The sequence below is a fragment of the Bacillus altitudinis 41KF2b genome, assembly GCF_000691145.1.
Lineage (GTDB): Bacteria > Bacillota > Bacilli > Bacillales > Bacillaceae > Bacillus > Bacillus altitudinis.
Window position 1 is genome coordinate 107,388 of record NZ_ASJC01000003.1, and the last position, 24,589, is coordinate 131,976.

Genomic DNA, 24,589 nt, shown 5'->3' on the forward strand with positions numbered 1-24,589 from the left:
AATGTTCGACATCGAATGCCATATCATCACTTCAAGCAATTTACCAGATTTGGCGCGTGCGGACAAATGATCTGCTTATAAGAAGGTGACATCTTTGAAGAAGAAATCTATTTTGCTGCCGCTCACTTTGCTGGCTGTAGCACTATATGCCATTCTCTCAGGAGATCAATTTGACATTTGGAAAGATCAGGAGAAATGGTATACACTTGTACTGCTTTTTGGCCTTGCTTTCTTATATCAAGGAAAGAAGGAACAGGAAACCTCTCATGTGTTTATCGGTATGCTCATGACAGGCCTTGCGCTACACTTTATCCTTCAGCCGAAATTAGAACACTGGCCAGATACATTTACGATGATTGTGTTCATCGTCGGCCTCGCACTTTTAATGAAATCATCACAGAAAAAGGAATATCGAATAGAAAGTGTTGTTCTCATTGCACTCGGTCTATTCCTTTATTTCTTTCAACAAATTACAAAGCAACTTAGCACACTTTCGATCCCTACTTCCGGTTTTGAATTGTACTGGCCATATGTATTGATTGCCGTCAGTCTCCTCTTATTATTTTTAAAAAGGAAATAACTTATACAATATAATTGTTTGATAAGCCATCAATTGGATGTTTTATAATACACATCTTACGAGAAGAAGAAGATCCAGTTTAACTGATATAGACGACAATAACCGCCTTATCTGCAGTTGCTTGTGTAGCAACATTTTGCAGGTAAGGCGGTTTTGTTTTTCTCCCCTTATGTCAAGTATCATTAAATTGATATCAGTGTCACTGTCAAGCAATTATTATCATTTTTATGGTTTCGTCTTAAGTTCATTTTCATCAGGTAATCTAAATCCAAATTCTTTTTCCCATAAATCATTTCCGCTATCAAACATTTCATTTAGTATATCCACTTCATCAGCTTGATTCCCAAATCCAGCATCATGAGCTAAAATAATGCCGAAATACGACATACAATCGTAATAATAGTTTTGTGGTAACAGCATATGTAAATGCCAAACCTCATCAATTTCAGTATTTGGGGCAAAAGAACAATCGGGATATTTTTTGATCATGAACCAAAATTTTTTGTATTGATCTACTAATCGAGTAACATTCTCTTTATCCATTCCTTCAAAATAGTAACCAAACTTCAAACATGCTTCTACTAAGTCCACCGAAAAGTCAGGATAACTCACTTTATCCATTCATTGAATTCCCCTTTTTAAAATATTTTTTAGAATCAAAAATCGAATGATTCCTATACAAAGACATAATGGAATGATGTAAGAAATATTGAAAATTTTAGAACTTTCCAACATGAATGTAATCACTGTAATGATTAATATCGTTCCTAGCTGATTCAATGTATTCATACCTGCAAGTGCCATACTTCTATAGTGAGGATCAAAAACAACTAAAAAAGATGCTTTGATTAAGCTCATAAACAACGGGTTAATGAGTGTCAAAATAAAAAAACCAATTAAAAACAGTGAACTATCGGGCGCTAAAATCATTAGAATTAACCCAAACATAAGATATATCGTTATAAGATAGATTTTCGAATGTATTTTTTGTATATCCATTCTTCGGATCAATAGATTTCCTAGTAAAACCGATACTCCGCCAATTAGCCAAAATAATGATACAGTAAGATCACTTGCCGAAAACGTTTCTTTCAGAATAATAAACGAATAATTCATTACTACAGGTAAAAACATCCCATCAATAAACATGATGCACAAATAACTCTTTGGTACTTTTTTAAATATTTCAACATTCGCGAAAGATATACTTTCGATTTTCAACTGGGCAACAATTGGATACAAATACTCATAAACCAACAAACCAATAAAAAAGAGCAGAAAAACAAGATACATTTCTGATCCAAAGAATATAAACAAAATTGGTCCACTAAAGAAACCAATTGTTTTAGCTGAGAGTAAAAACATATTACGATATGCAATATCTTTATGGGGTTGATTGGATAAAAACATGTTAAATCCCGATTCTAAAATAAACGATAAGCCATTTATAAAAAATTGAAAAGCAAGCATTAAAAAAAACATTAGATTAAATAATTGATTGTTTAAAGCAAAAAACGAAGCAAGGGTTAGGATAGACAATGTGGTGACGAAAAATTTTGCTGTGTATCTAGAAAAAACTTTAAATAAATAGTTGCTCACAATATTACTTAAAATAAACGAAAAGCCACCAATCAGATACATACTGCCTGCATAAAAATAGGAACCAGTCATCTCAAAGAAATAAAGAGGCAATCCAGTCCAAACTAATGCCCCTATGAAAACAATCATAGTATCCAAATAAACTAATGTACTCACTCTACTAATATTCATGTACACTATTCCTTATTTAAGTGTTAAGAAACAGAGATTCTAAAAAACCTCTGTTTCTCATCATACTCTCTTACTTTTTCTTTAATTCCTTTTGCATTTCTTTCATTTCATTTAGCGAGTAATTATAGCATGTTCTCGCTTTCAGTTTTGATTGTTTTTCCTTCATTTCATTTAGTGAGTAATTGTAACAAGTTCTTGCTTTTAATTTCATTATTACCACTCCTATCTGAAATATTTTCAATATCATATTACCGTAATTGATTTTATTTGTAAATATGGAAATTAATTATAATTTAGCATCTATTTAATAAACTTTCGGCATTCAATAATTTCTAGAAACAGAACGAATTTAAACTTAATCGTTTTCCTTCAAGTTCTACGTTTTTCTCAGCATATGAAAAAAAGTTGTAAGAAAACAAATGTTTTCTTACAACTTTTTATTATCTTCTTAGCTGTTAATCTTCGCAAGGATCGCATTCCAAGCTTCATCTTTTCCCTTTTTTGTTTCAGAAGAGAAAAGGATTAATTCATCTGAAGGGTCAATGTCGAGTGTCTGTTTGACGACTTTCACATGCTTTTCCCATTTGCCTTTTGGAATTTTATCGGCCTTTGTCGCAATAATGATCACAGGAACTCCATAATATTTAAGGAATTCATACATGTTCACATCATCTGCGGATGGCTTATGACGCAGATCCACAATTTGGACGACTGCTTTTAACTCTTCACGCATTGTAATATACGTTTCGATCATTCTCCCCCATGCTTCGCGCTCTGTTTTTGATACTTTTGCAAAGCCATAACCTGGGACGTCCACAAAATGGAGCATATCATTAATAATGTAAAAATTAAGCGTCTGGGTCTTTCCTGGTTTAGAAGACGTACGCGCTAAATTTTTCCGATTAATCAATGAGTTAATGAACGAGGACTTTCCAACATTTGATCGTCCAGCAAGTGCGATCTCAGGCAGTCCCCCGCTCGGGTACTGCTCTGGTTTCACCGCACTAATGACGATATCTGATTTTGTTACTTTCATCTTCCCTCTCCTACTAACGCTTTCTCAAGCACCTCATCTAAATGTGAAACCGGAATAAAAGTTAATCCTTCTCTCACACTTTCAGGAATATCATCAATATCCTTCTCATTGTCCTTTGGAAGAATAATCGTTTTCAGTCCTGCACGATGTGCGCCTAATGCTTTTTCTTTTAATCCGCCAATCGGAAGCACTCTTCCTCTTAACGTAATTTCTCCTGTCATGCCAACCTCTTTTGAAACAGGACGTCCTGTGAGTGCTGATACAAGAGCCGTCGCAATGGTAATACCAGCTGATGGCCCGTCCTTTGGAACCGCACCCTCTGGAACATGGATATGAATATCGTGCTTTTCATTAAATTGAGGATCAATGTTCAGTTCATCTGCTTTTGAACGGATATAACTGAATGCCGCCTGCGCAGATTCTCTCATGACATCACCGAGCTTACCTGTTAGCAAAAGCTTGCCTTTACCCGGCGAGAGTGAGACCTCAATGGACAAGGTGTCTCCGCCAACTGAGGTATATGCAAGGCCTGTGACAACGCCGACCTGATCGGTCGTTTCCGCCTGACCATAACGGTAAAGTCTTTTTCCGAGGAATTCAGATAAGTTCTTTTCCGTCACTGTGATGCGTTTGCGGTCTTCAGCCACAATTGCTCTTGCCGCTTTTCGGCAAATCGCCGCAAGCTGACGCTCTAATCCGCGGACTCCTGCTTCTCTCGTGTAATAGCGAATCATATCGTAAATCGCTGCTTCACGAAGCTGCAAGTTCCCTTTCTTTAATCCGTGCTCCTTTAGCTGCTTCGGCAGAAGGTGATCTTTCACAATTTCTGCTTTTTCAACTTCCGTATACCCTGCAATCGTGATAATCTCCATTCTATCACGAAGTGGACCTGGAATGGTTGCTAAATTGTTGGCAGTTGCGATAAATAACACTTGAGACAAATCAAATGTCTCTTCAATATAGTGATCGCTAAAGTTATGATTTTGCTCTGGATCTAACACTTCAAGCATCGCAGAAGACGGATCTCCTCTAAAGTCAGAAGACATTTTATCAATTTCATCTAAAAGAAAGACCGGATTCATCGTGCCCGCCTTGCTCATCCCGCGAATGATACGGCCAGGCATCGCACCTACATAGGTTCTTCGATGACCACGGATCTCAGATTCATCACGTACACCGCCAAGAGAGATACGGATAAACTTTCGATCGAGTGATTTGGCAATGGATTTAGCAAGTGACGTCTTCCCTACCCCAGGAGGTCCTGCCAAGCAAAGAATCGGTCCCTTTAATGAATTTGTTAGTTTTTGAACAGCAAGATATTCGAGTACCCGCTCTTTTACTTTTTCAAGCCCGTGGTGCTCGTCATCTAAAATTTCGCTTGCAAGCTTTAAATCTAGACGATCTTCTGTATATGTGCCCCACGGCAGATTGATCAGCCAATCAATATAATTGCGAATGACAGAACTCTCAGCAGAGCTTGAAGGGATTTTTTCATAACGGTTCAGTTCTTTTAAAGCCGTTTCACGAACGGAATCTGGCATGCCGGACTCTTCAATTTTAGCCATAAGCGTACTGACTTCGCCTGTTTTCCCCTCTTTGTCTCCAAGCTCTTTTTGAATAGCTTTCATTTGTTCGCGCAAATAATATTCTTTTTGCGTTCGCTCCATTGAACGTTTGACACGCTGGCCAATTTTCTTTTCAATCTCTAGCACTTCTTTTTCATTGTGAATGAGACTGATGACCCGGTTCAACCGTTTTTTGACATCGACAGTTTCCAGCACTTCTTGCTTGTCTTTTAATTTCAAAGGCAGGTGGGAAGCGACGATATCCGCCATTCTTCCAGGTTCTTCAATATCCGTCACCGTTGCATATGTTTCAGCTGAGATTTTTTTTGAAATTTTTATGTACTGATCAAAGTGATCTAACAAAGTGCGCATGAGTGCTTCTGCTTCTGCGTCCTTTAATTCTTCTTCTGTCAACTCTTTAATATCGACTGACGTATAGTCTTCTAGCTCCATGTAGGATTCGATCTGCGCTCGATTTAAGCCTTCGACGAGCACACGGATCGTTCCATTTGGCAGCTTCAGCATTTGTTTAATTTTTGTGTAGGTGCCGACTTTGAAAATTTCCTCTTCACCTGGTTCATCTATTGAAATTTCCCGCTGTGTTGCTAGAAAAATCATATGATCGTTCATCATGGCCTGTTCTAATGCTTGAACAGACTTTTCGCGCCCAACGTCCAAATGCAAGACCATTGTTGGATAAACAAGCAAGCCTCGCAGCGGAAGAAGCGGAACATTCTTTTTGATTTCATCTGCCATGTTGATAGACACCTCCGTCACTAGTATGAATCATTATAATATACCTGTTTCAGTCTTGTACAATGTAAAAGACTTGAGAAATGATGATCTTACCGTAGTATACCCTTTCTTTTTATCTTGAAAAAGAAAAAAAGATCTATTTCACTAAAAAATCCCCATATGAGATGGGGATTAAACAGATTTCCTTTTCATTTCTTCTTCTAGTCCATCTTTCTTCTCATCTGGCGGATTCACCAAACACTGATCCAGCACTTCTTGGAAGTGCTTCACAGGCACAATCGTCACCCCTTCAATCTCTTTTAAGATCGACTGCTGATTGTCATAAGGGATGATCACTGTTTTGACACCTGCTTGTTTGGCTGCCTTGATTTTTGGTATGACACCGCCGATCGGCTTCACCTGACCTTGTAATCCAATCTCACCGGTCATCGCCGTTAAATGATCAATCGGGATTTGATGAATGGCTGAGAAAATGGCTGTGGCCATCGCAATTCCAGCAGACGGCCCATCAATCGGGGCACCAGCCGGAAAATTAATGTGGATATCATATTCATTTGTTCGTATGCCTAAGTTTCGAAGCACGGTTAATACATTTTCAACTGAGCCCTTCGCCATACTTTTCCGTCTGATCGATTTAGACTGATTGCCGATGCTTTCTTCTTCCGCAATACCTGTAATATTGATACTGCCTTTTTCAAGCGCTTTACAAATGTTCACTTCAATTTCAAGCAGAGCCCCGCTGTTCGGTCCATACACGGCAAGACCATTTACTACTCCTACCTTTGGCTTTTCCGGTACTTTTTGTTCATATCTTGGTGTCAGCTGGCTTGAATGAATGACCCATTCTACATCGGCGATCGTAATATCCTTTCGGTTTTCAGTGACAGCCATACCTGCGGCGATCTGTACCATGTTGACCGCTTCACGTCCATTTTTCACATAAGATGTTAACAGGTTCAGTCCTTCGTCACTTAATTCCTTCTGTATTTTCTCGACTGCTTTAGCTGCAACAATTTTCAGCTCATGCTGATCCAAATCCTTGAAGAAAATCTCCAAACATCTTGATCGAATAGCCGGCGGAATTTCGTCTGGTGTTCTTGTCGTGGCGCCAATCAGTCGAAAATCAGCGGGTAACCCATTTTGAAAAATATCATGGATGTGATTCGGGATCTGCGTATTTTCTTCACTGTAATAAGCACTATCTAAAAACACTTTTCGATCTTCTAGCACTTTGAGCATTTTGTTCATTTGAATCGGATGCAGTTCTCCAATTTCATCGATAAAGAGAACGCCCCCATGAGCATGTGTGACGGCTCCTTGTTTTGGCTGCGGAATGCCGGCCTGCCCCATGGCCCCTGCTCCTTGATAAATGGGATCATGTACGGAACCAATCAAGGGGTCTGCGATGCCTCGTTCATCAAATCTTGCCGTTGTGGCATCAAGCTCAACAAATACTGCATCTTTTTTAAATGGTGAATCAGCGTGACGCTTCGCCTCTTCCATCACTAGACGGGCAGCAGCTGTTTTTCCAACACCAGGCGGCCCGTAGACGATGACATGTTGCGGGTTCGGTCCACACAGGGCTGCTTTTAGTGCACGTATACCGTCTTCCTGCCCTACAATATCTTGAAACCCCTTTGGCCGGACTCTCTCTGATAAAGGTTCACTCAGTTTAATGGATCGCATCTTTCTGAGTGCTTCCATTTCTTTCTTTGATTCTTTATCGATCGTCACCTTTTGTGTGCGCTGATTTTTCAGTAAGTTCCAAAAGTACAACCCGATGACGATACCAAAGAACAGTTGTATGAATAATACGATTCCTGTCCAGCTCAATCGGTGCTCCCTCCTTCATCTATCGTTATGTATTGGTTTCTGTCTGCTAGTATTTCCTAGAGCTGGACGGAATAAACACAACTTCCACGATAAATAAAAAACTCCTGAATCAAAAGATTCAGGAGTCATTCAAATGGGCTTATGCTGATGTTTTTGTATCTTTATTCACGACTGTACCGTCTTTTAAGACAAGACGTGGCGGCTCACCATCAGCAACCGTTGCACCAGTAATGACACATTTCTCAATATCATCACGAGATGGAAGATCAAACATCACATCAAGCATGATGCCTTCAATGATGGAGCGAAGACCACGAGCTCCTGTTTTACGCTCAATTGCTTTTTTCGCAATTTCGCTAAGAGCATCTTCTTCAAACTCAAGCTCAACATCATCAAGCTCAAGCATTTTTGTATATTGCTTAACGAGCGCATTTTTAGGCTTCGTCAAGATTTCTACAAGTGCTTTTTCATCTAACGGCTCTAGGCTTGCAATAACCGGAAGACGACCGATGAATTCTGGGATTAAACCGAAGCGAAGTAAGTCTTCTGGCAGAACTTTTGATAGAAGGACTTCTTTCTCAAGATCTTCAATTTTATTTTCCGCACCGAATCCAATGACTTTTTGACCTAGGCGGCGTTTGATGATTTGCTCAATGCCGTCAAAGGCTCCACCACAAATGAAGAGGATATTTGTTGTATCAATTTGAATGAATTCTTGATGAGGATGCTTACGTCCACCTTGAGGCGGTACACTAGCGACTGTTCCTTCAAGAATTTTCAAAAGGGCTTGCTGTACACCTTCCCCAGATACATCACGAGTGATAGAAGGGTTTTCTGATTTTCTTGCTACTTTATCGATCTCATCGATGTAGATAATGCCTTTTTCAGCTTTTTCTACATCATAATCTGCTGCTTGGATCAGCTTTAGTAAGATATTCTCTACGTCTTCCCCAACGTAACCTGCTTCTGTTAAAGACGTCGCATCTGCAATCGCAAATGGAACATTTAAAATACGTGCAAGCGTTTGAGCAAGTAATGTTTTACCGCTTCCTGTAGGTCCAATCATAGAAATGTTACTTTTCGAAAGCTCAACATCATCAATCTTACTGTTGGAATTAATCCGCTTGTAATGGTTATAAACCGCTACAGCTAAGGATTTCTTCGCATTCTCTTGTCCGATGACATATTCATCAAGAATCTCCCGGATTTCATGAGGTTTCGGAACATCCTTGAATTCAACTTCTTCCTCAGTACCGAGCTCTTCTTCAACTATTTCCGTGCAAAGCTCGATACATTCATCACATATATATACGCCAGGTCCTGCGACCAGTTTACGCACTTGATCTTGCGTTTTTCCGCAAAACGAGCATTTTAATTGACCTTTTTCCTCGTTGAATTTAAACATTCTTTCACCCCTTATTCTTCTTCACTTGCCTGTAGCTAACAGTCAGCTACCCTTCTGGGTCCAGTATGTATGCATTTTACCATACTTTCCTAAAAGACGGTAATGATGTGTTTGTAACACTGCACATTGAGATATGTATGACAGAAAGATGCGACTTACACTATCGTTTCCAAAAGAAGCGATGATAAGTCAAAAATTGTACAAAACAAGGCACGAGTCACTCGCGCCCTGTTTTATTATTATGCACCATATTAACGGTTTTCTACAAGAAAATCAATTGCTTTACGAACTTTTAAATCTTCTTTCATTGCTTCAGTAGAACCGATCGCTTGTTTGATATTTTCAACTGGCATGTTGTATGCTTCAGCCATTTTTGAAAGTTCTTCTTCCACTTCTTCATCAGACACTTGTAGGTCTTCTGCAGCAGCAATTGCTTCAAGAGTAAGATTAGATTTTACGCGTTTAGCAGCATCTTCTTTCATTTGCTCTTTTAGCGCCTCTTCATCTTGTCCAGAGAACTGGAAGTAAAGCTCAAGGTTCATCCCTTGCATTTGAAGACGTTGTTCGAATTCTTTCATCATGCGGTCTAGCTCAGTGTCAACCATCGCTTGAGGAACGTCAACTTCCGCATTTTCAGAAGCTTTTGCTACTAGCTCTTCACGAAGTTTGCCTTCTGCTTCGTTTTCTTTTGCTTCTTCAAGACGTTTCTTCGTTTTTTCAGTTAATTCAGCAATCGTTTCTACTTCTTCATCAACATCTTTAGCGAACTCATCGTCAAGTGCTGGAAGTTCTTTTGCTTTGATTTCATGAATTTTCACTTTGAATACAGCTGGTTTACCTGCAAGGTCTTCAGCATGATATTCTTCTGGGAATGTCACTTCAACGTCTTTTTCTGCACCTGCTTCAAGACCAACCAATTGCTCTTCGAAACCAGGGATGAATGAACCAGAACCTACTTCAAGAGAGTAGTTCTCAGCTTTTCCACCTTCGAATGCTTCTCCATCAACGAATCCTTCGAAATCAAGAACAACTGTATCGCCGTTTTCGATTGCGCCTTCTTCTTTGACAACAAGCTCAGCTTGACGGTTTTGCATAGCTTTTAACTCTTCTTGGACATCTTCATCAGATACAGATGTGTCGTCTTTTTCTACGTTAAGACCTTTGTAGTCACCAAGTTTTACTTCTGGCTTCACTGTTACTTTTGCAGTGAAGATTAAGCTTTCGCCTTTTTCGATTTTCTCAACATCGATTTCAGGGCGGTCAACCGGCTCGATACCAGCTTCGTCGATTGCTTTCGGATATTCAACTGGAAGAAGAATATCTAGTGCATCTTGATAAAGAGATTCTACTCCAAAACGCTGCTCGAAAAGACCACGTGGTACTTTCCCTTTACGGAATCCAGGGATTGATACTTGCTTAACTACTTTCTTAAATGCATCATCAAGTGCTTTGTTAAATGTTTCAGCGTCAACTTCTACTGTTAAGACACCTTCGTTACCTTCTTGTTTTTCCCATTTTACTGACATGTGTGTTTCCCTCCAAAAATCTATTCAGATTGTGCGTTGTTACATTCTAAAGCATCATAAAGACTTCGTCCAATCAAAAACCACGCACTCCGCTAAAGAAGCGGTCTTATGTATACAACATTTGACTTGATTATACATAACGTCTTTCAACCGTTGGAATCTTACAACCGCACGATATATGCACAAATACAACCATTATATTATAACATAACAAGTCCGTCTTTCAACTAAATCGACAAATTACAAATAAGAAATTTCTTCAATATCTTTCAGCATTGTACAAGCTTCTCTCAGCTCTCGTTCGTTAAAATCATACAATAAATGCAATTCTTCGAGATCAATCTCGATCCCATGCATTTCATAGCCGACTTTATGAAGTGCCGCAGCCCAAAGACTCGGATCCGTATATTTAGGAAGAAATGGATATAGCACAAATAAGTGCCGGCGCCATAACTCTTCAACTCCTTGGTAAAGGGTTGGGTTCTCATTGCCGAGTGTGTCATCGAGCTTTCGAAGGACTTGCTGAAGCAGTGGCATTTGCTCTGGCTTGACAGCCTCAGAAGGAACAAGCGTTAAAGAATCACCGAACTTCGTCACATGAACCGGCTTTGCCACATCATGATCTGACAGAAGTTGCAGGATCAATGATTTGACCAATGGGTTTCCATCAGGCTTTTGTAGGATCGTATTTAATAGACCCATATGCGGCGTGATGTTTCGGTCTTTCAGCGAATGGATGAACTGCACCTGCTCTTCTGGCCGCTCGAGCATTTCATCTATATTGATTTCTCCGCTGCCTTCCTCGTCTTCATCTAAAATCTCTTCTGGTGATTCAATCATCTTTCTGCTAAATTCAAGCAGCTTATAAAAATGCTCCGCACTTTCTGCTGGAAGGTGATTTTCTTCAAGGACAGCCTCAATTGTTTGTTTGACTTCCTCGTACTCTTTCAGCTGAATTAAGATGGTCATATATACTTGAAGCACAGTGAAATAGTGGCCATATCCTTCATGTAGCATCTTTTCACAGACTCGCTTTGCATCCTGCAGCTCACCAAGCTCTAGAAAACAAATCGCCATACCGAGATGAATATCGGATTCTTCATCGTCATCATACGATTTCGCTTCTGAAAATAAGTGAAGCGCCTCTTGATACTGTTTATCTTTTAATGCTGCCATTCCTTTTTCAATCAGTCTTTCTTTCAGACCAGGAAACAAAATGACATTATCTTTCTTCTTGTCATGTTTCATGCTTACGTTCCTTTCGGGCGCATATTTTTTATCAGTTTACCAACGAAGGTTAGTAAACACAAGTAACGAGAGGTTTTCATGCAAAAAAGAAGCCGTCACACCACGGGGACGGCTTCTCGTTGTTTATGCACGCAGCCAGCTGCTACGTTTCTCTTCAAATGCCTGAATCTCATCTTCTAGTAACAATGTTAATGAAATCTCATCATAACCATTCAGAAGCATTTCTCTCCAGTGTGGATCTACATCGAAAGGAGTAACATTCCCTTCATGGTCTTGAATCTGTTGTTTTTCCAGATCAACTGTCATTTCATATCCTTTATTTTCATATGATGCAGCAAACGTTTTCCACACATCATAATCAAGGCGGATTGGAAGCATCCCGTTTTTAAAACAGTTTTGATGAAATATATCGGCGAAAGATGGGGCAATGACAATTTTGAAACCATAATCATCAAGTGCCCAAGGCGCGTGTTCCCTTGATGACCCGCAGCCAAAGTTTTCGCCTGCGATCAAAATAGAGGCTCCTTCATAAATCGGCTGATTGAGTTCAAAATCTGGATTCGGACTGCCATCTGCTAAATATCGCCAGTCAAAAAAGGCAAATCGGCCATATCCTGTTCGTTCGATTCTTTTCAAAAACTGTTTTGGAATGATTTGATCTGTATCTACATTTATACGGTTAAGCACAGCGGCTTTTCCTTTATGAGTGACTAAAGGCTCCATCTATGACACAACTCCTTACACGACTGTTTTCTCTTGATTAAACTTCCTGACATCGACAAATCGGCCATGTATGGCAGCCATTGCAGCCATTGCCGGGCTGACAAGATGCGTTCTTGCACCCTTCCCTTGACGTCCCTCAAAGTTACGGTTTGATGTAGATGCACAGCGTTCACCTTCTGGCACCACATCGTTATTCATACTGAGGCACATACTACAGCCAGATTCTCTCCATTCAAATCCTGCTTCTAGGAAAATTTCATGAAGACCTTCTTCTTCTGCTTGCAGTTTGACACTTTGTGAGCCAGGAACCACAATCGCTCTGACATGATCAGCTACTTTTTGTCCTTCAATCATAGAAGCGGCTTGGCGTAAATCAGTCATTCTTGAGTTCGTACATGAGCCAATAAACACATGCTCAATCGTAATATCTTCAATACGCTGATGCGGGTGAACCCCCATGTATTCATAAGCACGTTTTGCTTCTTTTTGGTCATCTTCTTGTGCAAAGTCTTCAGGTCCTGGAATGGCTGCATCCACAGGTAGCACCATTCCTGGGTTAATTCCCCACGTGACCATTGGTGAAATATGATTTCCATCTAAAACAATGGTTTTATCATAGGTCGCACCCGGATCTGTTCTTAGTTCTTTCCATTCTTTGATCGCTGCTTCAAAATCTTCACCCTGCGGTGCGTATTTGCGTCCGCGGCAATATTCAAAGGTCACTTCATCAGGTGCGATCAATCCTGCTCTTGCGCCTGCTTCAATTGACATATTACAAACGGTCATCCGCTCATCCATTGACATGTTTCTGAATACTTCCCCAGTGTATTCAATGACATAACCTGAACCGAACTTCACGCCATGTGCACCAATGACTGCTAAAATGACATCTTTGGCTGTTACCCCTTTTTGAAGCGTTCCGTCTACTCTAATTTCTAGTGTCTTCGGACGCTGCTGCCAAAGTGTTTGTGTGGAAAGCACATGCTCAACCTCACTTGTGCCAATCCCAAAGGCAAGTGCACCAAATGCGCCATGAGTAGATGTATGACTATCTCCACACACGATTGTTTTCCCCGGAAGTGTTAAACCAAGCTCTGGTCCAACGACATGAACGATTCCTTGGTCTACACTGTGAAGGTCAGCTAGACGGACCCCGAATTCAGCACAGTTGCGCTCTAGAGCACTCACTTGCTTCTTCGCAATCTCATCTTTGATCACAAATCGATTCACAGTCGGAATGTTGTGATCCATCGTCGCAAATGTGTTTTGTGGTCTTCGCACCTTGCGCCCTTTTTGTCTTAATCCTTCAAATGCTTGAGGTGACGTCACCTCATGCACCAAGTGCAGATCAATATATAAAAGGTCTGGTTTTCCCTCGCCATTTTTGACAACATGCTGATCCCATATTTTTTCGATGATTGTTCGAGGCATAACCCTTTTTCCTCCCTCTACCTAATTCAACAAGATTTCTATTTATACAATGGTTTTCGCCCGTTGTTTGAGTGCATCTACAACGGCTTTCGTGATATCATCAGTCGTTTCATACGTTCCCTCTTTTGATGCTAGGTCCTTTGTTCGTTTGCCAGAGGCAAGGACGGCTTCCACAGCTGCTTCAATTGCGGCCGCTTCTTCTTCTAAAGCAAAGGATGTTCTAAGCAAGCTGGCTGCTGACAATATAGTAGCCAGAGGGTTTGCGACATTTTGCCCCGCAATATCGGGTGCTGAACCATGAATCGGCTCATATAAATGAAGGCCGGTGCTTGATAAACTAGCAGATGGCAGCATGCCGAGTGAGCCAGTAATCATAGATGCTTCGTCACTTAAAATGTCACCAAACATATTCTCTGTCACGATGACATCAAATTGAGCGGGCTTATAAATAAGTTGCATCGCGGCATTATCGACGAGCATGTGCTCATATACGACATCTGGATATTGGGGTGCAACTTCTACTACCGCATCCCGCCATAGTTTACTCGAAGCGAGAACATTTGCTTTATCCACAGACGTTACTTTTTTCCGTCTCGTTAATGCCATGTCGAACGCTTCTTTTAATACACGAACAATCTCTTCCTTTGTATAAAGAAGTGTATCAACCGCAGCTTCTTTTCCTTCATCATCCGTGTAGCGCTCACTTGGTTCGCCAAAGTAGAGGCCTCCAGTTAATTCACGAACGATGACGAAATCTACTCCGCTAATGTGATCTTGTTTTAACGGTGAAGCCTCACTCAAGCTATTAAATACTTTGACAGGGCGGATGTTCGCAAATAAGTCCAGCTGCTTGCGAATGGAGAGCAAGCCTTTTTCTGGGCGAAGTTCTGGCGGGTTTTGATCCCACTTTGGTCCGCCAACAGCTCCTAATAAAATCGCATCTGCGCTTTTGCACACTTCTACTGTTTCTTTAGGGAGCGGATTGTTTTTTTCATCTATCGCTATACCGCCAATGAGAGCTGTTTCGAATTCAAATTCGTGTTGAAATTGAGCCGCTGTCTCTTTCAGGACAGCGACGGCTGATGTGACGACTTCCGGTCCGATTCCATCGCCGGGCAAAAGTGCAATTTTCTTTTTCATGAGTCCCTTCCTCCTTTCTTATGAGATGGCGTGATGTTTCTCAATTTCTATTAGGTTTGATTTAAAGATTAAATGTCTATTCACTGCATTGACGTAAGCTTTAGCCGATGCTTCCAGCACATCTTGCGCTACACCGCGTCCTGCTGTTTCTTTTCCTTCTATTGAAACAGTGACATATACTTCCGCTAGTGCGTCTCTGCCTTTTCCATTTGATTGAATACGATAGTCTAGCAAATGAATTCTTTCCTCCATACAGCGCTCAAGCGTGTTGTACACAGCTTCTACACTGCCTGCACCTGTAGCTGCTTCTTGAATGACTTCCTGCGTTTCTTGATTTTTAAGAGAGACTGTTGCTGTCGGCATTTGCTCTGTCCCATAATGAACTTGAAGACTTTCAAATTCATAGCCAATTTTACGGTCTGCTACTTTTTCTTCTAATATAATAGAGATCAAATCATCATCTGTGATTTCTTTCTTCTTCTCTGTTAAGTTCTTAAAAGTTTCGAAGAACTTATTGATTTCTTCTTCAGTCAATTTAAAGCCGAGTGTTTTTAAGCGGTCTTTAAACGCGTGTCTTCCGGAGTGTTTACCAAGGACAAGCACATCTGTTGTGACGCCTACAAGCTCTGGAGAGATAATTTCATAGGTTGTTTTTTCTTTGAGGAATCCATCTTGGTGAATACCTGATTCATGGGCAAATGCATTGTTTCCAACGACTGCTTTATTACGCGGTACAATCATACCTGAGTATTTGCTCACTACATCACTTGTGCGCTTAATTTCATTCAACTGAATGGTTGATTCGACTTGGTAAAAGTCTTTGCGAATATGAAGGGCAACTGCAATTTCTTCTAAAGCAGCATTTCCTGCGCGCTCTCCAATACCGTTGACAGCTGTTTCAATTTGATCTGCTCCGTTTTCAATGGCAGCAAGTGAGTTCGCTACAGCCATTCCTAAATCATCATGACAGTGTGCTGACAAGATGACTTGATCGATATTTGGAACGTGTTCCTTCATATATTTAAAGATATTTCCGTACTCTTTTGGTGCTAGGTATCCAACAGTGTCAGGTAAGTTAATGACACTTGCGCCTGCGTCGATCACTTTTTCTACAATTTCTGCTAGGAAAGAAAGATCTGTCCGGCATGCATCTTCTGCTGACCACTGAACAACTGGGAAGCGCTCTTTCGCATATTTCACCATTGAAACAGCTTGTTCAACCACTTCTTCTCGTGTTTTCTTTAGTTTATGCTTGAGGTGAATGTCAGAAGTCGCAATAAAGACGTGTATTCTTGGTTGAGCTCCATCTTTTAATGCGTCCCATGCAGCATCAATGTCACCTTTCACACATCGTGCAAGTCCTGCAACTGAACAGTTCTTAATCGTTCTTGCAATTTCTTGTACGCCTAAGAAATCCCCTCGGGATGAAGCGGGAAAACCCGCTTCAATAATATTAACCCCAAGGCGCTCAAGCTGCTTAGCAATGATTAGCTTTTCTTGTGCATTTAAGTTCACTCCTGGTGATTGCTCTCCATCTCGAAGTGTTGTGTCAAAAAAATTAATTTTTCGCACCGACGCTCACCGCTTCCTTTTTCTTTCCTTGTTTAACGAAAGGCATCATTTCACGAAGCTTTCTTCCGACGATTTCAATTTGGTGCTCATTTTCATTTGCATTGATTGCATTGAAACGTGGACGATTCACTTGGTTTTCAACAATCCATTCTTTCGCGAATGTTCCGTTTTGGATGTCAGTCAAGACTGCTTTCATTGATTCTTTTACTTTTGCATCCACAACGCGTGGTCCTGATACGAAGTCACCCCATTGCGCTGTATCAGAGATTGAATATCTCATACCTTCTAATCCTTCTTCATACATAAGGTCAACGATCAATTTCAGTTCATGCAGACACTCGAAGTATGCAAGCTCTGGCTGATAACCAGCTTCTGTTAATGTTTCAAAACCTGCTTTTACTAATGAAGTAAGACCTCCACAAAGAACTGCCTGCTCACCGAATAGATCCGTTTCTGTTTCTTCTTTAAATGTTGTTTCAAGAACGCCCGCTCTTGCTCCACCGATTGCTTTTGCATAAGCAAGTGCTTTGTCTTTCGCTTGACCTGATACATCTTGGTAGATAGCAAATAGTGCAGGTACACCAGCGCCTTGCTCATATGTTCTTCTTACAAGATGTCCTGGACCTTTTGGAGCCACAAGATACACATCTACGTCACTTGGAGGAACAATTTGATGGAAGTGAACGTTGAATCCGTGTGCGAATACAAGTGAATTCCCTGCTTCTAATTGATCTTTGATTTCTTCATCATATACTTTCTTTTGCTGCTCATCTGGAAGTAATACCATGACGACATCTGCTTGTGCTGCTGCTTCTTTTACTGTGAATACTTGATGACCGTCTTCTTGTGCTTTTGTATAAGATCCGCCTTTTCTTACGCCGACAATGACATCTACGCCGCTCTCTTTTAAGTTCAATGCATGTGCATGACCTTGTGATCCGTAACCAATGATAGCTACCTTTTGACCGTTTAATACGTTTTCTTGAATATCACCGTTATAATATACTTTTACCATTTGACTCTCTCCTTTTGTTTAGACAATTGAAATTGTTTTATTTGTTTGCGGCTTTTGCTGATTATCTCTCGCAAAGGCCGTGGTGCCAGTTCTGGCGACTTCTTTAATGCCGTATGGCTTAAGTAATTCAATGAGTGCTTCAATTTTTGAAGACTCACCTGTCACCTGAATGACGACACTCTCTCTGCTCACATCTACAATAGAAGCCCTAAACGGTTCAATGACCCCCGTGATCTCCATTCTAGATGCTGGTGCAGATACGACTTTTATCAAAGCCAGCTCTCGCTGAACGATTGATTGGTTTGTAATGTCTGTTACTTTCAGAACATCGATTTGTTTGTTCAGCTGTTTTGTCAGCTGTTCGATGTCTTTCTCCTGGTCTACATGGACGACGAACGTGATGCGTGATACATCTTGAATCTCAGAATGGCCGACCGTAATGCTTTCAATGTTGTAGTGTCTTTTAGTAAAAAGGCCTGTGATTCTGTTCAGTACGCCTGATCGATTTAATACAGTCAACACAATAATTCTTTTCAAGGTTTCACCCCCACCATCTCATGAAGTCCTTTCCCCGGTGCTACCATCGGGAATACTTTCTCATCTCTCGCTACATTGACATCGATGAAAACAGGCTCTCTAGACGTTAATGCTTCTTCGAGCTTTTCTTGCGCCTCTTCGTCTGATGAGATTCTGATCCCTTTAATGCCATAAGCTTCAGATAATTTCACGAAGTCTGGCTGCTCTGAAAATTTAGAATGTGAGTAGCGTTCTTCGTAAAAAATTTCTTGCCATTGTCTTACCATTCCAAGACTGTGATTATTGAGAACAATCACTTTCACTGGAAGGTTCAGCTCACGGATAACGGCAAGTTCTTGCAGGGTCATTTGGAAACCTCCGTCTCCTAAAATCGCTACAACCGTTGCCTCTTGATCAGCTAGCTGCGCGCCAATCGCTGCCGGTAAACCAAATCCCATTGTGCCAAGCCCACCAGATGTCACCCATTTATCGGCATTTTCAAATGGATAGAACTGTGCAGCCCACATTTGATGCTGTCCAACATCAGTTGCCACAATGGCTTCACCTTTTGTGAATTGATGAATGTATTCAATCAGCTTTTGAGGTTTAAAACCTTCAGCTTCGTTTTCGACATACCAGAGTGGATATTCTTCTTTCCACTGATTTAGCTGGCTCTTCCACTCGTCTGATTCACCTTGTTTCCCGTCCTGCTTGATCAGTTCTTGAAGCACTAGCTTACTGTCACCAACAACTGGGATATGGGTGTGAATGTTTTTACCAATTTCCGCTGGGTCGATGTCAATGTGAGCCACCTTCGCATGCTTTGCAAAATGATTGAGGTTGCCGGTTACCCTGTCATCAAATCTCGCTCCGATTGAAATGAGTAAGTCACATTGATTTAGTGCCATGTTCGCTGCATATGTGCCGTGCATACCCGCCATTCCTAGGAAAAGAGGATGCTTTGCCGGGAATCCACCAAGCCCAAGCAATGTATGAGCGACAGGGATTTGTTGCTGCTCTACATATTGCCTTAATTCTTCCGACGCTTTGCCGTGAAGAACGCCAGCTCCTGCAAGAATAACTGGTTTCTTTGCTCTGCTTACAGCTTCTACTAACTTGCGAATTTGCAAATAATTCGGCTCAATTTTCGGCTGATAACCTGGCAAATCGATTGGCTGATCGTATTCAAATGTCCCTTCAATGCCAGCGACATCTTTTGGAATATCAATCAAGACTGGACCAGGTCTGCCGGTTGTTGCGATGTGAAATGCCTCTTTAATGACACCCGGTAACTCTTCTGGACGTCTCACTTGATAGCTGTGTTTTGTGATTGGCATTGTGATACCAAGTACATCTGCTTCTTGGAAAGCATCTGATCCAATGACTGAGGTTGCCACCTGTCCAGTGAAGATAACCATAGGTAGTGAATCAATCATCGCATCCGCAATTCCTGTGACTAGGTTTGTTGCCCCCGGTCCTGATGTGGCAATAACAACGCCTGGTTTACCAGATACTCTTGCGTATCCCTCCGCTGCGTGAATCGCTCCTTGCTCATGTCTTGGCAGGACATGAAATAAACCGGAATCGTAAATTTTATCGTAGATCGGTAAAACAGCTCCGCCAGGATAACCAAAAATGACTTCTACTTTTTCTCTTTTGAGTGCTTCAATTAACATGAGTGCACCGTTCATCGTTTGTGGTGCATTTGATTTTTCCGTCTCCATTTGTACATTTGTCCCCATTTGATTTCCTCCTCTTTGTCTTGCTTCAGTCAAGTCCTTTCACCCTTTTCCATTCAAGATAGAGATATGAGACCATATAAAAAAGCCTTCTCACCCCACAATGACACTACTTTTCACTAGGTCAAAGGGGCGAAAAAGCTTTGTTTTTCGCGGTACCACCCTTGTTCACGGCAAATCATGCTGCCGTCTCATGGACATCTTTCATCCATTTTGGTAACGAGTGATGCAATGTCACTCGGTCTGCCCTACTATCATTTCAAGCAGACACTCAGAGGTGAGTTCACTTTAGAAAGTAACACCGGTTTCCAGCTAGCACCGGCTCTCTGTAGATACTGACTCTAAAGCTACTAGTCCTCTTCAACGTTTATCGATATCTATTTAGCTTGCGTGAATGTTCTCATCGGTAAAGACTACTTTTTCTCCTTCTTCAACGACTCGCTTACGGAATTGTTCAAGAAGTTTGTTTGTGTGGAACCCTGGTTTTCCTTCGCCAATGATACGACCGTCAACTTTTACAACAGCGATGACTTCGGCAGCGGTTCCTGTCAGGAAGACTTCTTCAGCTGTATACACATCATGTCTTGTGAAAGGTTCTTCTTTCACTTCGTAGCCTAAGTCTTCTGCTATCTCCATGATGGCATTTCTTGTGATGCCTTCAAGAGCGCCGATATAACCTGGCGGTGTATAGAGCTTACCTTTTTTATAAATAAACACATTGTCTGCAGAACCTTCTGCCACGTACCCTTGATCGTTCAGCATCAGCGCTTCACTCACACCGGCCATATGGGCTTCAATTCGGACAAGAATGTTATTCAAATAGTTTAATGATTTCACTTTCGGACTCAATACGTCAGGACGATTTCGCCTTGTCGGTACTGTCACAATATCAATACCTGTTTCATATAGGTGCTTTGGAAAGATGGCCAGCGGTTCTACAATGATCACTGTGTTGGCTCTCCCGCAGTTGTTTGGATCTAAGCCAAGATCACCGGCTCCTCTTGAGACAACAAGGCGGATATAGGCATCTTTTAGGCCGTTCCTTTCAACTGTATGAATCATTTTTTCAGTGAGCTCCTCAAGTGAATATGGAATGTTCAGCATAATGGATCTAGCGGAATCATACAGGCGATCTAAGTGTTCTTTCATTCGAAAGATATTTCCGTTATATACACGTATTCCTTCGAACACACCGTCACCATATAAGAAGCCATGATCATAAACTGAAATTTTCGCATCCTCTTTTTTCACGAGTTCATCGTTTAAAAAGATCCACTGTTCCTTTTGGTCTTCCATCTTCAGTGAGCACCCTCTCTTTCAAACAAAAAGTAGTTGAATTTTCAGACACTTTATATTGAAGTGTCTCACGCTTACTCTGCGTGTCTGTTTGCTTTTGTTGAACCCATCTTACGCCGCTTTCCATACAGTGTCAACAGCATTTTTAAAATTATTAGACAATTTAGACTAATCAAAATAAAATGTATACGCTTACACCTTTGCTAGACAAGGAATGAAAAAACTTAAAATTTTTTGTATTTTTTCTTCAATTTATTTACTCTACATGAACGGTTTTCTTTTGAACAAGCTTTTGTGATATTTTTTCACACGGTTTTTGAAGAATATTGTGAGATTTCATTGCGTTTGTTTTTTCCTTCAGCATGCCTTTCTAAAGCGTTTTCCTATGAATTTGTGATAGAATGAGAGCATCTAATAGAAGGAGGGCAATACATGGCTAACATCAGAGGTTATATCGGAACGTATACAAAAGGAGACAGCGAAGGAATCTATTCTTTTACTTTAAATACGGACAAGCAGCAGATTGAACAAGTAGAAGTGGCTGCAGAACTTGAAAATCCTACATATTTAACTGTCTCAGATTCTCAAAAGTTTGTGTATGCTGTTGTGAAAGAAGGAGCACAGGGCGGTCTTGCTGCGTATCAAATTGATGCCGACACCGGCGCACTTCGTTTCATCAACCAAGAGCTTGCCGATGGGGCTTCTCCTTGTCACGTCAGCGTGGACAGCCAAACGAAAACGGCGTTTACAGCAAACTATCATAAAGGAACAGCAGAGATGTATGAAATTGATGCTGAAAACGGCTCAGTGATCCGCACGCTGTCACAGGCGCAGCATGAAGGCACTGGACCAAACGAAGACCGTCAAGAAAAACCGCACACTCACTTTATGGGTTTGACACCTGATGAACAATTTGCAGTGGCTGTTGACCTTGGCACAGACGGTATTTATACGTATAAGAAAGAAAACGGCAAACTTGAGCTTGCCCATACATTTGAAACAAAACCAGGCAGCGGCCCTCGTCATATCACATTCCACCCAACGAAACCTGTGGCATATGTCATGACAGAGCTCAGCTCAGAGGTCATTGTACTTCGTTACTTTGAAGATGGTCATTTCGAAGAGATCCAAACGATCGCAACCATTCCTAATGACTTCACAGAGAATAATCAAGGCAGCGCCATTCATGTGTCTTCTGACGGTCAATTTGTGTATGCAGGAAATCGTGGACATGACAGCATTGCCATTTTCAAAGCAGATCATGACGGCAAACTAAGCCTCGTTGAAATTACTTCATCTGAAGGAAATTGGCCTAGAGACTTTGTCCTTGATCCAACAGAAGAATTTCTCGTTGGTTCAAACCAAGAATCTAGCAACCTTGTGTTATACAAACGTGACAAAGAAACCGGTCGACTCACTGTCTTACAATCAGACATCACCGTTCCGCATCCGGTTTGCGTGAAATTTTTAGGATAATGAAAAAAGCCTCCGTTTAGGAGGCTTTTCTTTAAGCAGACGGCATACCGCCATCTTCAAGCTTTTGATCAATGAAAGACGTATCGCTTTTTTCACCGAACCATTTTCCCAGCCTGTCTTTCGCTTTTCCTTTGACATCGTCATCAATGTACATTGCCACTTGAAGCAGAGCAAATGTGATGGCGCCTAGATCATCTGTGTAGCCGATCCCCACCAATGTATCAGGGATCAGATCAATCGGAAGGATAAAGTACCCTAGCGCCCCAATGATGAGGGTTTTCGCTTTAACCGGTACTTCGGGTTTTTGCAATGTATAATAAAGTAATAACACAGCATAGACAAGAGAAACTCCAGCTTTTTGTGCCGTCTTTTTTAACTTTTCCCAAAAGGCATGATCATTAAAATGCTTCTTTGAACGCTTTAATAGTTCTTTTTTCTCAGAACGATTCATCGTATCGCCTCCATATTCAGCATAGCCCTTCCACTTTATTTATACAAGAAATCCACTCATTCGACAAACAAAAAGCAGCAGAAAGCTGCTGCAATCTACTGCTCTTTGTAAAACTTTTCGATCGCCTTATCGATGTATACCCATCCTTTATACGACACATGAATCGTATCCTTAAAGAAATATGGGTCATACTCATGCGAAGTCAAATCTGCGACTTCATACCCATTATCTCGAATTTGACGATTGATTTTTTGATAATAATCTGTACGTCCCTCTTTCGGAAAACCAGTGTAATCATACCATTTTCCGTTGACGGGAATCGTCACAAATAAAGGCTTCGCCCCTGCCTGTTTTAAAATATCCAGCATGATCTGGAAATCTTTATATTCAGGTGATTCTGCATAAGAATTGTCGCGACGAGAATCCTTCATCTTTTTCATGATCGGCTTCAGCTTGCGGTCAAACAGTCTCTGATCAATATAAAACGGGTTGTCCCCTGCTTTTTCAGATCCTAAGACGCTCGCTTCTTTTTCAAGCTCAGTCCATGTTTTCCCTTTCACTGAAGGAGACGGACGAAGCTTGCGCTCATGCCCAGACCCGATCGTATAGTACATGTCTTTCTTTTGAAGCATGCCATAATACATTTTTGCAATAGGAGAAATCGCGCCATAGGCGAATTTGTTCCCAGAAAGCTCTGCTTTAAAAAGCTCTGTGATGACCATGTCGTTCTTTACTGCCTTAAACTTCATGATTCTTTTGATGAGCTCTTTTTTAACAGCTGGATCAATTTCTTTATTATAAGCGAGATCAAGCGCCTGAAGCGCTGAATAGTTAGGAGCAAAGTGATTCTCGTCTGATCCCCATTTGACAAACCACTGCGGGGACACGATAAACACAAGCTTTTTCCCTTTTAATTCATCCATATGCGCTGCAAAGTTCATGGCATGAATTAATGATTGCGATCCACCTTTTCCAACAAGATAAGGTGTAAACCCTTGAGGATTTTCATGAAAGACATTCGAAGGGTGATATGGATCAAAACGTGAGAGTTCAGAAGATCCATAGATCGGCAAATAAGTTGGATCTTTTAGCATTTCATCTTGTAAATAAAGCCCTTGGAACATCCCTGGATCTAATTCTGTGGCTGACTTTTGTAATTTGTCTTTTGGGATCAGATGTGAGAGCCATGTATTTGGTACAAGAAGAACACCAATGAATAGAACAGCCGCTAAAATAAGCGGCCCAAAAAAACGCTTTTTCATTACTTCATCTCTGCCAGCTGCTCAGCAATGTGATTCGGTGTATCCCACACATCACGATCAAATTCTGTAATTGGAACCATAATTCCTAGCTGACTTTCAATTGCCATGAGCAATTCAACTGTACCAAATGAATCAAGAAGACCTTCTTCAAAAATCGCAATCTCTGGATTTTCTTTCACAACGTCATCCTGACAAACCTCTGCAATAATACCGTATACTTGATTTTTAAATTCCATAATTTTCTACTCC

Annotated in this window: 22 protein-coding genes and 1 other annotated feature; of the genes, 2 read left to right on the top strand and 20 right to left on the bottom strand. The window is 41.0% G+C overall.

Annotated elements, in window-relative coordinates; genetic code table 11:
- Positions 1–94: 94 nt before the first annotated feature.
- Positions 95–580 carry a hypothetical protein gene (locus BA79_RS06780; RefSeq protein ID WP_024718411.1) on the top strand — a complete coding sequence of 162 codons (486 nt, stop codon included), beginning with the start codon at positions 95–97 and terminating at the stop codon, positions 578–580.
- A gap of 225 nt (positions 581–805) precedes the next feature.
- On the opposite strand, the gene BA79_RS06785 is transcribed toward BA79_RS06780, so the two are convergent.
- From BA79_RS06785 to ilvE, 17 genes are all read right to left on the bottom strand, one after another.
- Positions 806–1,201, bottom strand: coding sequence for a glycine-rich domain-containing protein (locus BA79_RS06785; protein ID WP_035701766.1), 396 nt, complete (start codon positions 1,199–1,201; stop codon positions 806–808).
- Complete coding sequence (locus tag BA79_RS06790; protein WP_035701769.1) at positions 1,202–2,350, bottom strand: MFS transporter; 1,149 nt, start codon at positions 2,348–2,350, stop codon at positions 1,202–1,204. It lies immediately after the preceding gene.
- Positions 2,351–2,420: 70 nt separating this feature from the next.
- Entirely contained in the window at positions 2,421–2,561 is a 141-nt protein-coding gene (locus BA79_RS19375) for a hypothetical protein (protein WP_017367733.1), read from the bottom strand.
- Positions 2,562–2,798: 237 nt separating this feature from the next.
- Positions 2,799–3,386 carry a ribosome biogenesis GTP-binding protein YihA/YsxC gene (yihA, locus tag BA79_RS06795; protein WP_035701772.1) on the bottom strand — a complete coding sequence of 196 codons (588 nt, stop codon included), beginning with the start codon at positions 3,384–3,386 and terminating at the stop codon, positions 2,799–2,801.
- Complete coding sequence (gene lon, locus BA79_RS06800; protein WP_008342837.1) at positions 3,383–5,707, bottom strand: endopeptidase La; 2,325 nt, start codon at positions 5,705–5,707, stop codon at positions 3,383–3,385. Before lon ends, yihA begins: the two co-directional genes overlap by 4 nt.
- 171 nt (positions 5,708–5,878) lie before the next feature.
- On the bottom strand, positions 5,879–7,540 hold the full coding sequence (lonB, locus tag BA79_RS06805; RefSeq protein ID WP_007501566.1) for an ATP-dependent protease LonB: 1,662 nt from the start codon (positions 7,538–7,540) through the stop codon (positions 5,879–5,881).
- 139 nt (positions 7,541–7,679) lie between these two features.
- The gene (gene clpX / locus BA79_RS06810) at positions 7,680–8,945 is read right to left on the bottom strand and encodes an ATP-dependent protease ATP-binding subunit ClpX (protein ID WP_007501568.1); all 1,266 of its coding nucleotides are present in this window, start codon (positions 8,943–8,945) and stop codon (positions 7,680–7,682) included.
- 251 nt (positions 8,946–9,196) lie between these two features.
- Positions 9,197–10,471: a trigger factor gene (gene tig, locus BA79_RS06815; RefSeq protein ID WP_035701776.1), complete on the bottom strand. Its 1,275-nt coding sequence runs from the start codon at positions 10,469–10,471 to the stop codon at positions 9,197–9,199.
- Between the two features lie 240 nt (positions 10,472–10,711).
- Positions 10,712–11,719, bottom strand: a complete 1,008-nt coding sequence (gene ddcA / locus BA79_RS06820) for a DNA damage checkpoint antagonist DdcA (RefSeq protein WP_007501571.1) — start codon at positions 11,717–11,719, stop codon at positions 10,712–10,714.
- A 123-nt stretch (positions 11,720–11,842) separates the two neighbouring features.
- The gene (leuD, locus tag BA79_RS06825; RefSeq protein ID WP_008342843.1) at positions 11,843–12,442 is read right to left on the bottom strand and encodes a 3-isopropylmalate dehydratase small subunit; all 600 of its coding nucleotides are present in this window, start codon (positions 12,440–12,442) and stop codon (positions 11,843–11,845) included.
- A gap of 15 nt (positions 12,443–12,457) precedes the next feature.
- Entirely contained in the window at positions 12,458–13,873 is a 1,416-nt protein-coding gene (gene leuC, locus BA79_RS06830; protein ID WP_007501575.1) for a 3-isopropylmalate dehydratase large subunit, read from the bottom strand.
- Between the two features lie 42 nt (positions 13,874–13,915).
- Positions 13,916–15,013, bottom strand: a complete 1,098-nt coding sequence (gene leuB, locus BA79_RS06835) for a 3-isopropylmalate dehydrogenase (RefSeq protein ID WP_035701780.1) — start codon at positions 15,011–15,013, stop codon at positions 13,916–13,918.
- An 18-nt stretch (positions 15,014–15,031) separates the two neighbouring features.
- Complete coding sequence (locus tag BA79_RS06840) at positions 15,032–16,585, bottom strand: 2-isopropylmalate synthase (protein ID WP_008342850.1); 1,554 nt, start codon at positions 16,583–16,585, stop codon at positions 15,032–15,034.
- A complete protein-coding gene (gene ilvC, locus BA79_RS06845) occupies positions 16,572–17,600 on the bottom strand; it encodes a ketol-acid reductoisomerase (protein ID WP_007501581.1) in 1,029 nt (342 codons plus the stop codon). Before ilvC ends, BA79_RS06840 begins: the two co-directional genes overlap by 14 nt.
- An 18-nt stretch (positions 17,601–17,618) precedes the next feature.
- Positions 17,619–18,137 carry an acetolactate synthase small subunit gene (gene ilvN, locus BA79_RS06850; RefSeq protein WP_007501584.1) on the bottom strand — a complete coding sequence of 173 codons (519 nt, stop codon included), beginning with the start codon at positions 18,135–18,137 and terminating at the stop codon, positions 17,619–17,621.
- On the bottom strand, positions 18,134–19,858 hold the full coding sequence (gene ilvB, locus BA79_RS06855) for an acetolactate synthase large subunit (RefSeq protein ID WP_035701783.1): 1,725 nt from the start codon (positions 19,856–19,858) through the stop codon (positions 18,134–18,136). Before ilvB ends, ilvN begins: the two co-directional genes overlap by 4 nt.
- Before the next feature lie 122 nt (positions 19,859–19,980).
- Positions 19,981–20,228: a binding site (T-box leader), on the bottom strand.
- 8 nt (positions 20,229–20,236) lie between these two features.
- On the bottom strand, positions 20,237–21,151 hold the full coding sequence (gene ilvE, locus BA79_RS06860) for a branched-chain-amino-acid transaminase (protein ID WP_008342856.1): 915 nt from the start codon (positions 21,149–21,151) through the stop codon (positions 20,237–20,239).
- Positions 21,152–21,583: 432 nt separating this feature from the next.
- Between ilvE and BA79_RS06865 the strand changes: the two genes are divergently transcribed.
- Positions 21,584–22,627, top strand: coding sequence for a lactonase family protein (locus BA79_RS06865; RefSeq protein ID WP_035701785.1), 1,044 nt, complete (start codon positions 21,584–21,586; stop codon positions 22,625–22,627).
- 31 nt (positions 22,628–22,658) lie between these two features.
- Here the strand turns inward: BA79_RS06865 and BA79_RS06870 are convergent, their stop codons facing one another.
- From BA79_RS06870 to dltC, 3 genes are all read right to left on the bottom strand, one after another.
- The gene (locus tag BA79_RS06870; RefSeq protein ID WP_008342863.1) at positions 22,659–23,078 is read right to left on the bottom strand and encodes a YkvA family protein; all 420 of its coding nucleotides are present in this window, start codon (positions 23,076–23,078) and stop codon (positions 22,659–22,661) included.
- A 95-nt stretch (positions 23,079–23,173) separates the two neighbouring features.
- Positions 23,174–24,340 carry a D-alanyl-lipoteichoic acid biosynthesis protein DltD gene (dltD, locus tag BA79_RS06875; RefSeq protein ID WP_035701787.1) on the bottom strand — a complete coding sequence of 389 codons (1,167 nt, stop codon included), beginning with the start codon at positions 24,338–24,340 and terminating at the stop codon, positions 23,174–23,176.
- Positions 24,340–24,576 carry a D-alanine--poly(phosphoribitol) ligase subunit 2 gene (gene dltC, locus BA79_RS06880; RefSeq protein ID WP_017367737.1) on the bottom strand — a complete coding sequence of 79 codons (237 nt, stop codon included), beginning with the start codon at positions 24,574–24,576 and terminating at the stop codon, positions 24,340–24,342. Before dltC ends, dltD begins: the two co-directional genes overlap by 1 nt.
- Positions 24,577–24,589: the final 13 nt, after the last annotated feature.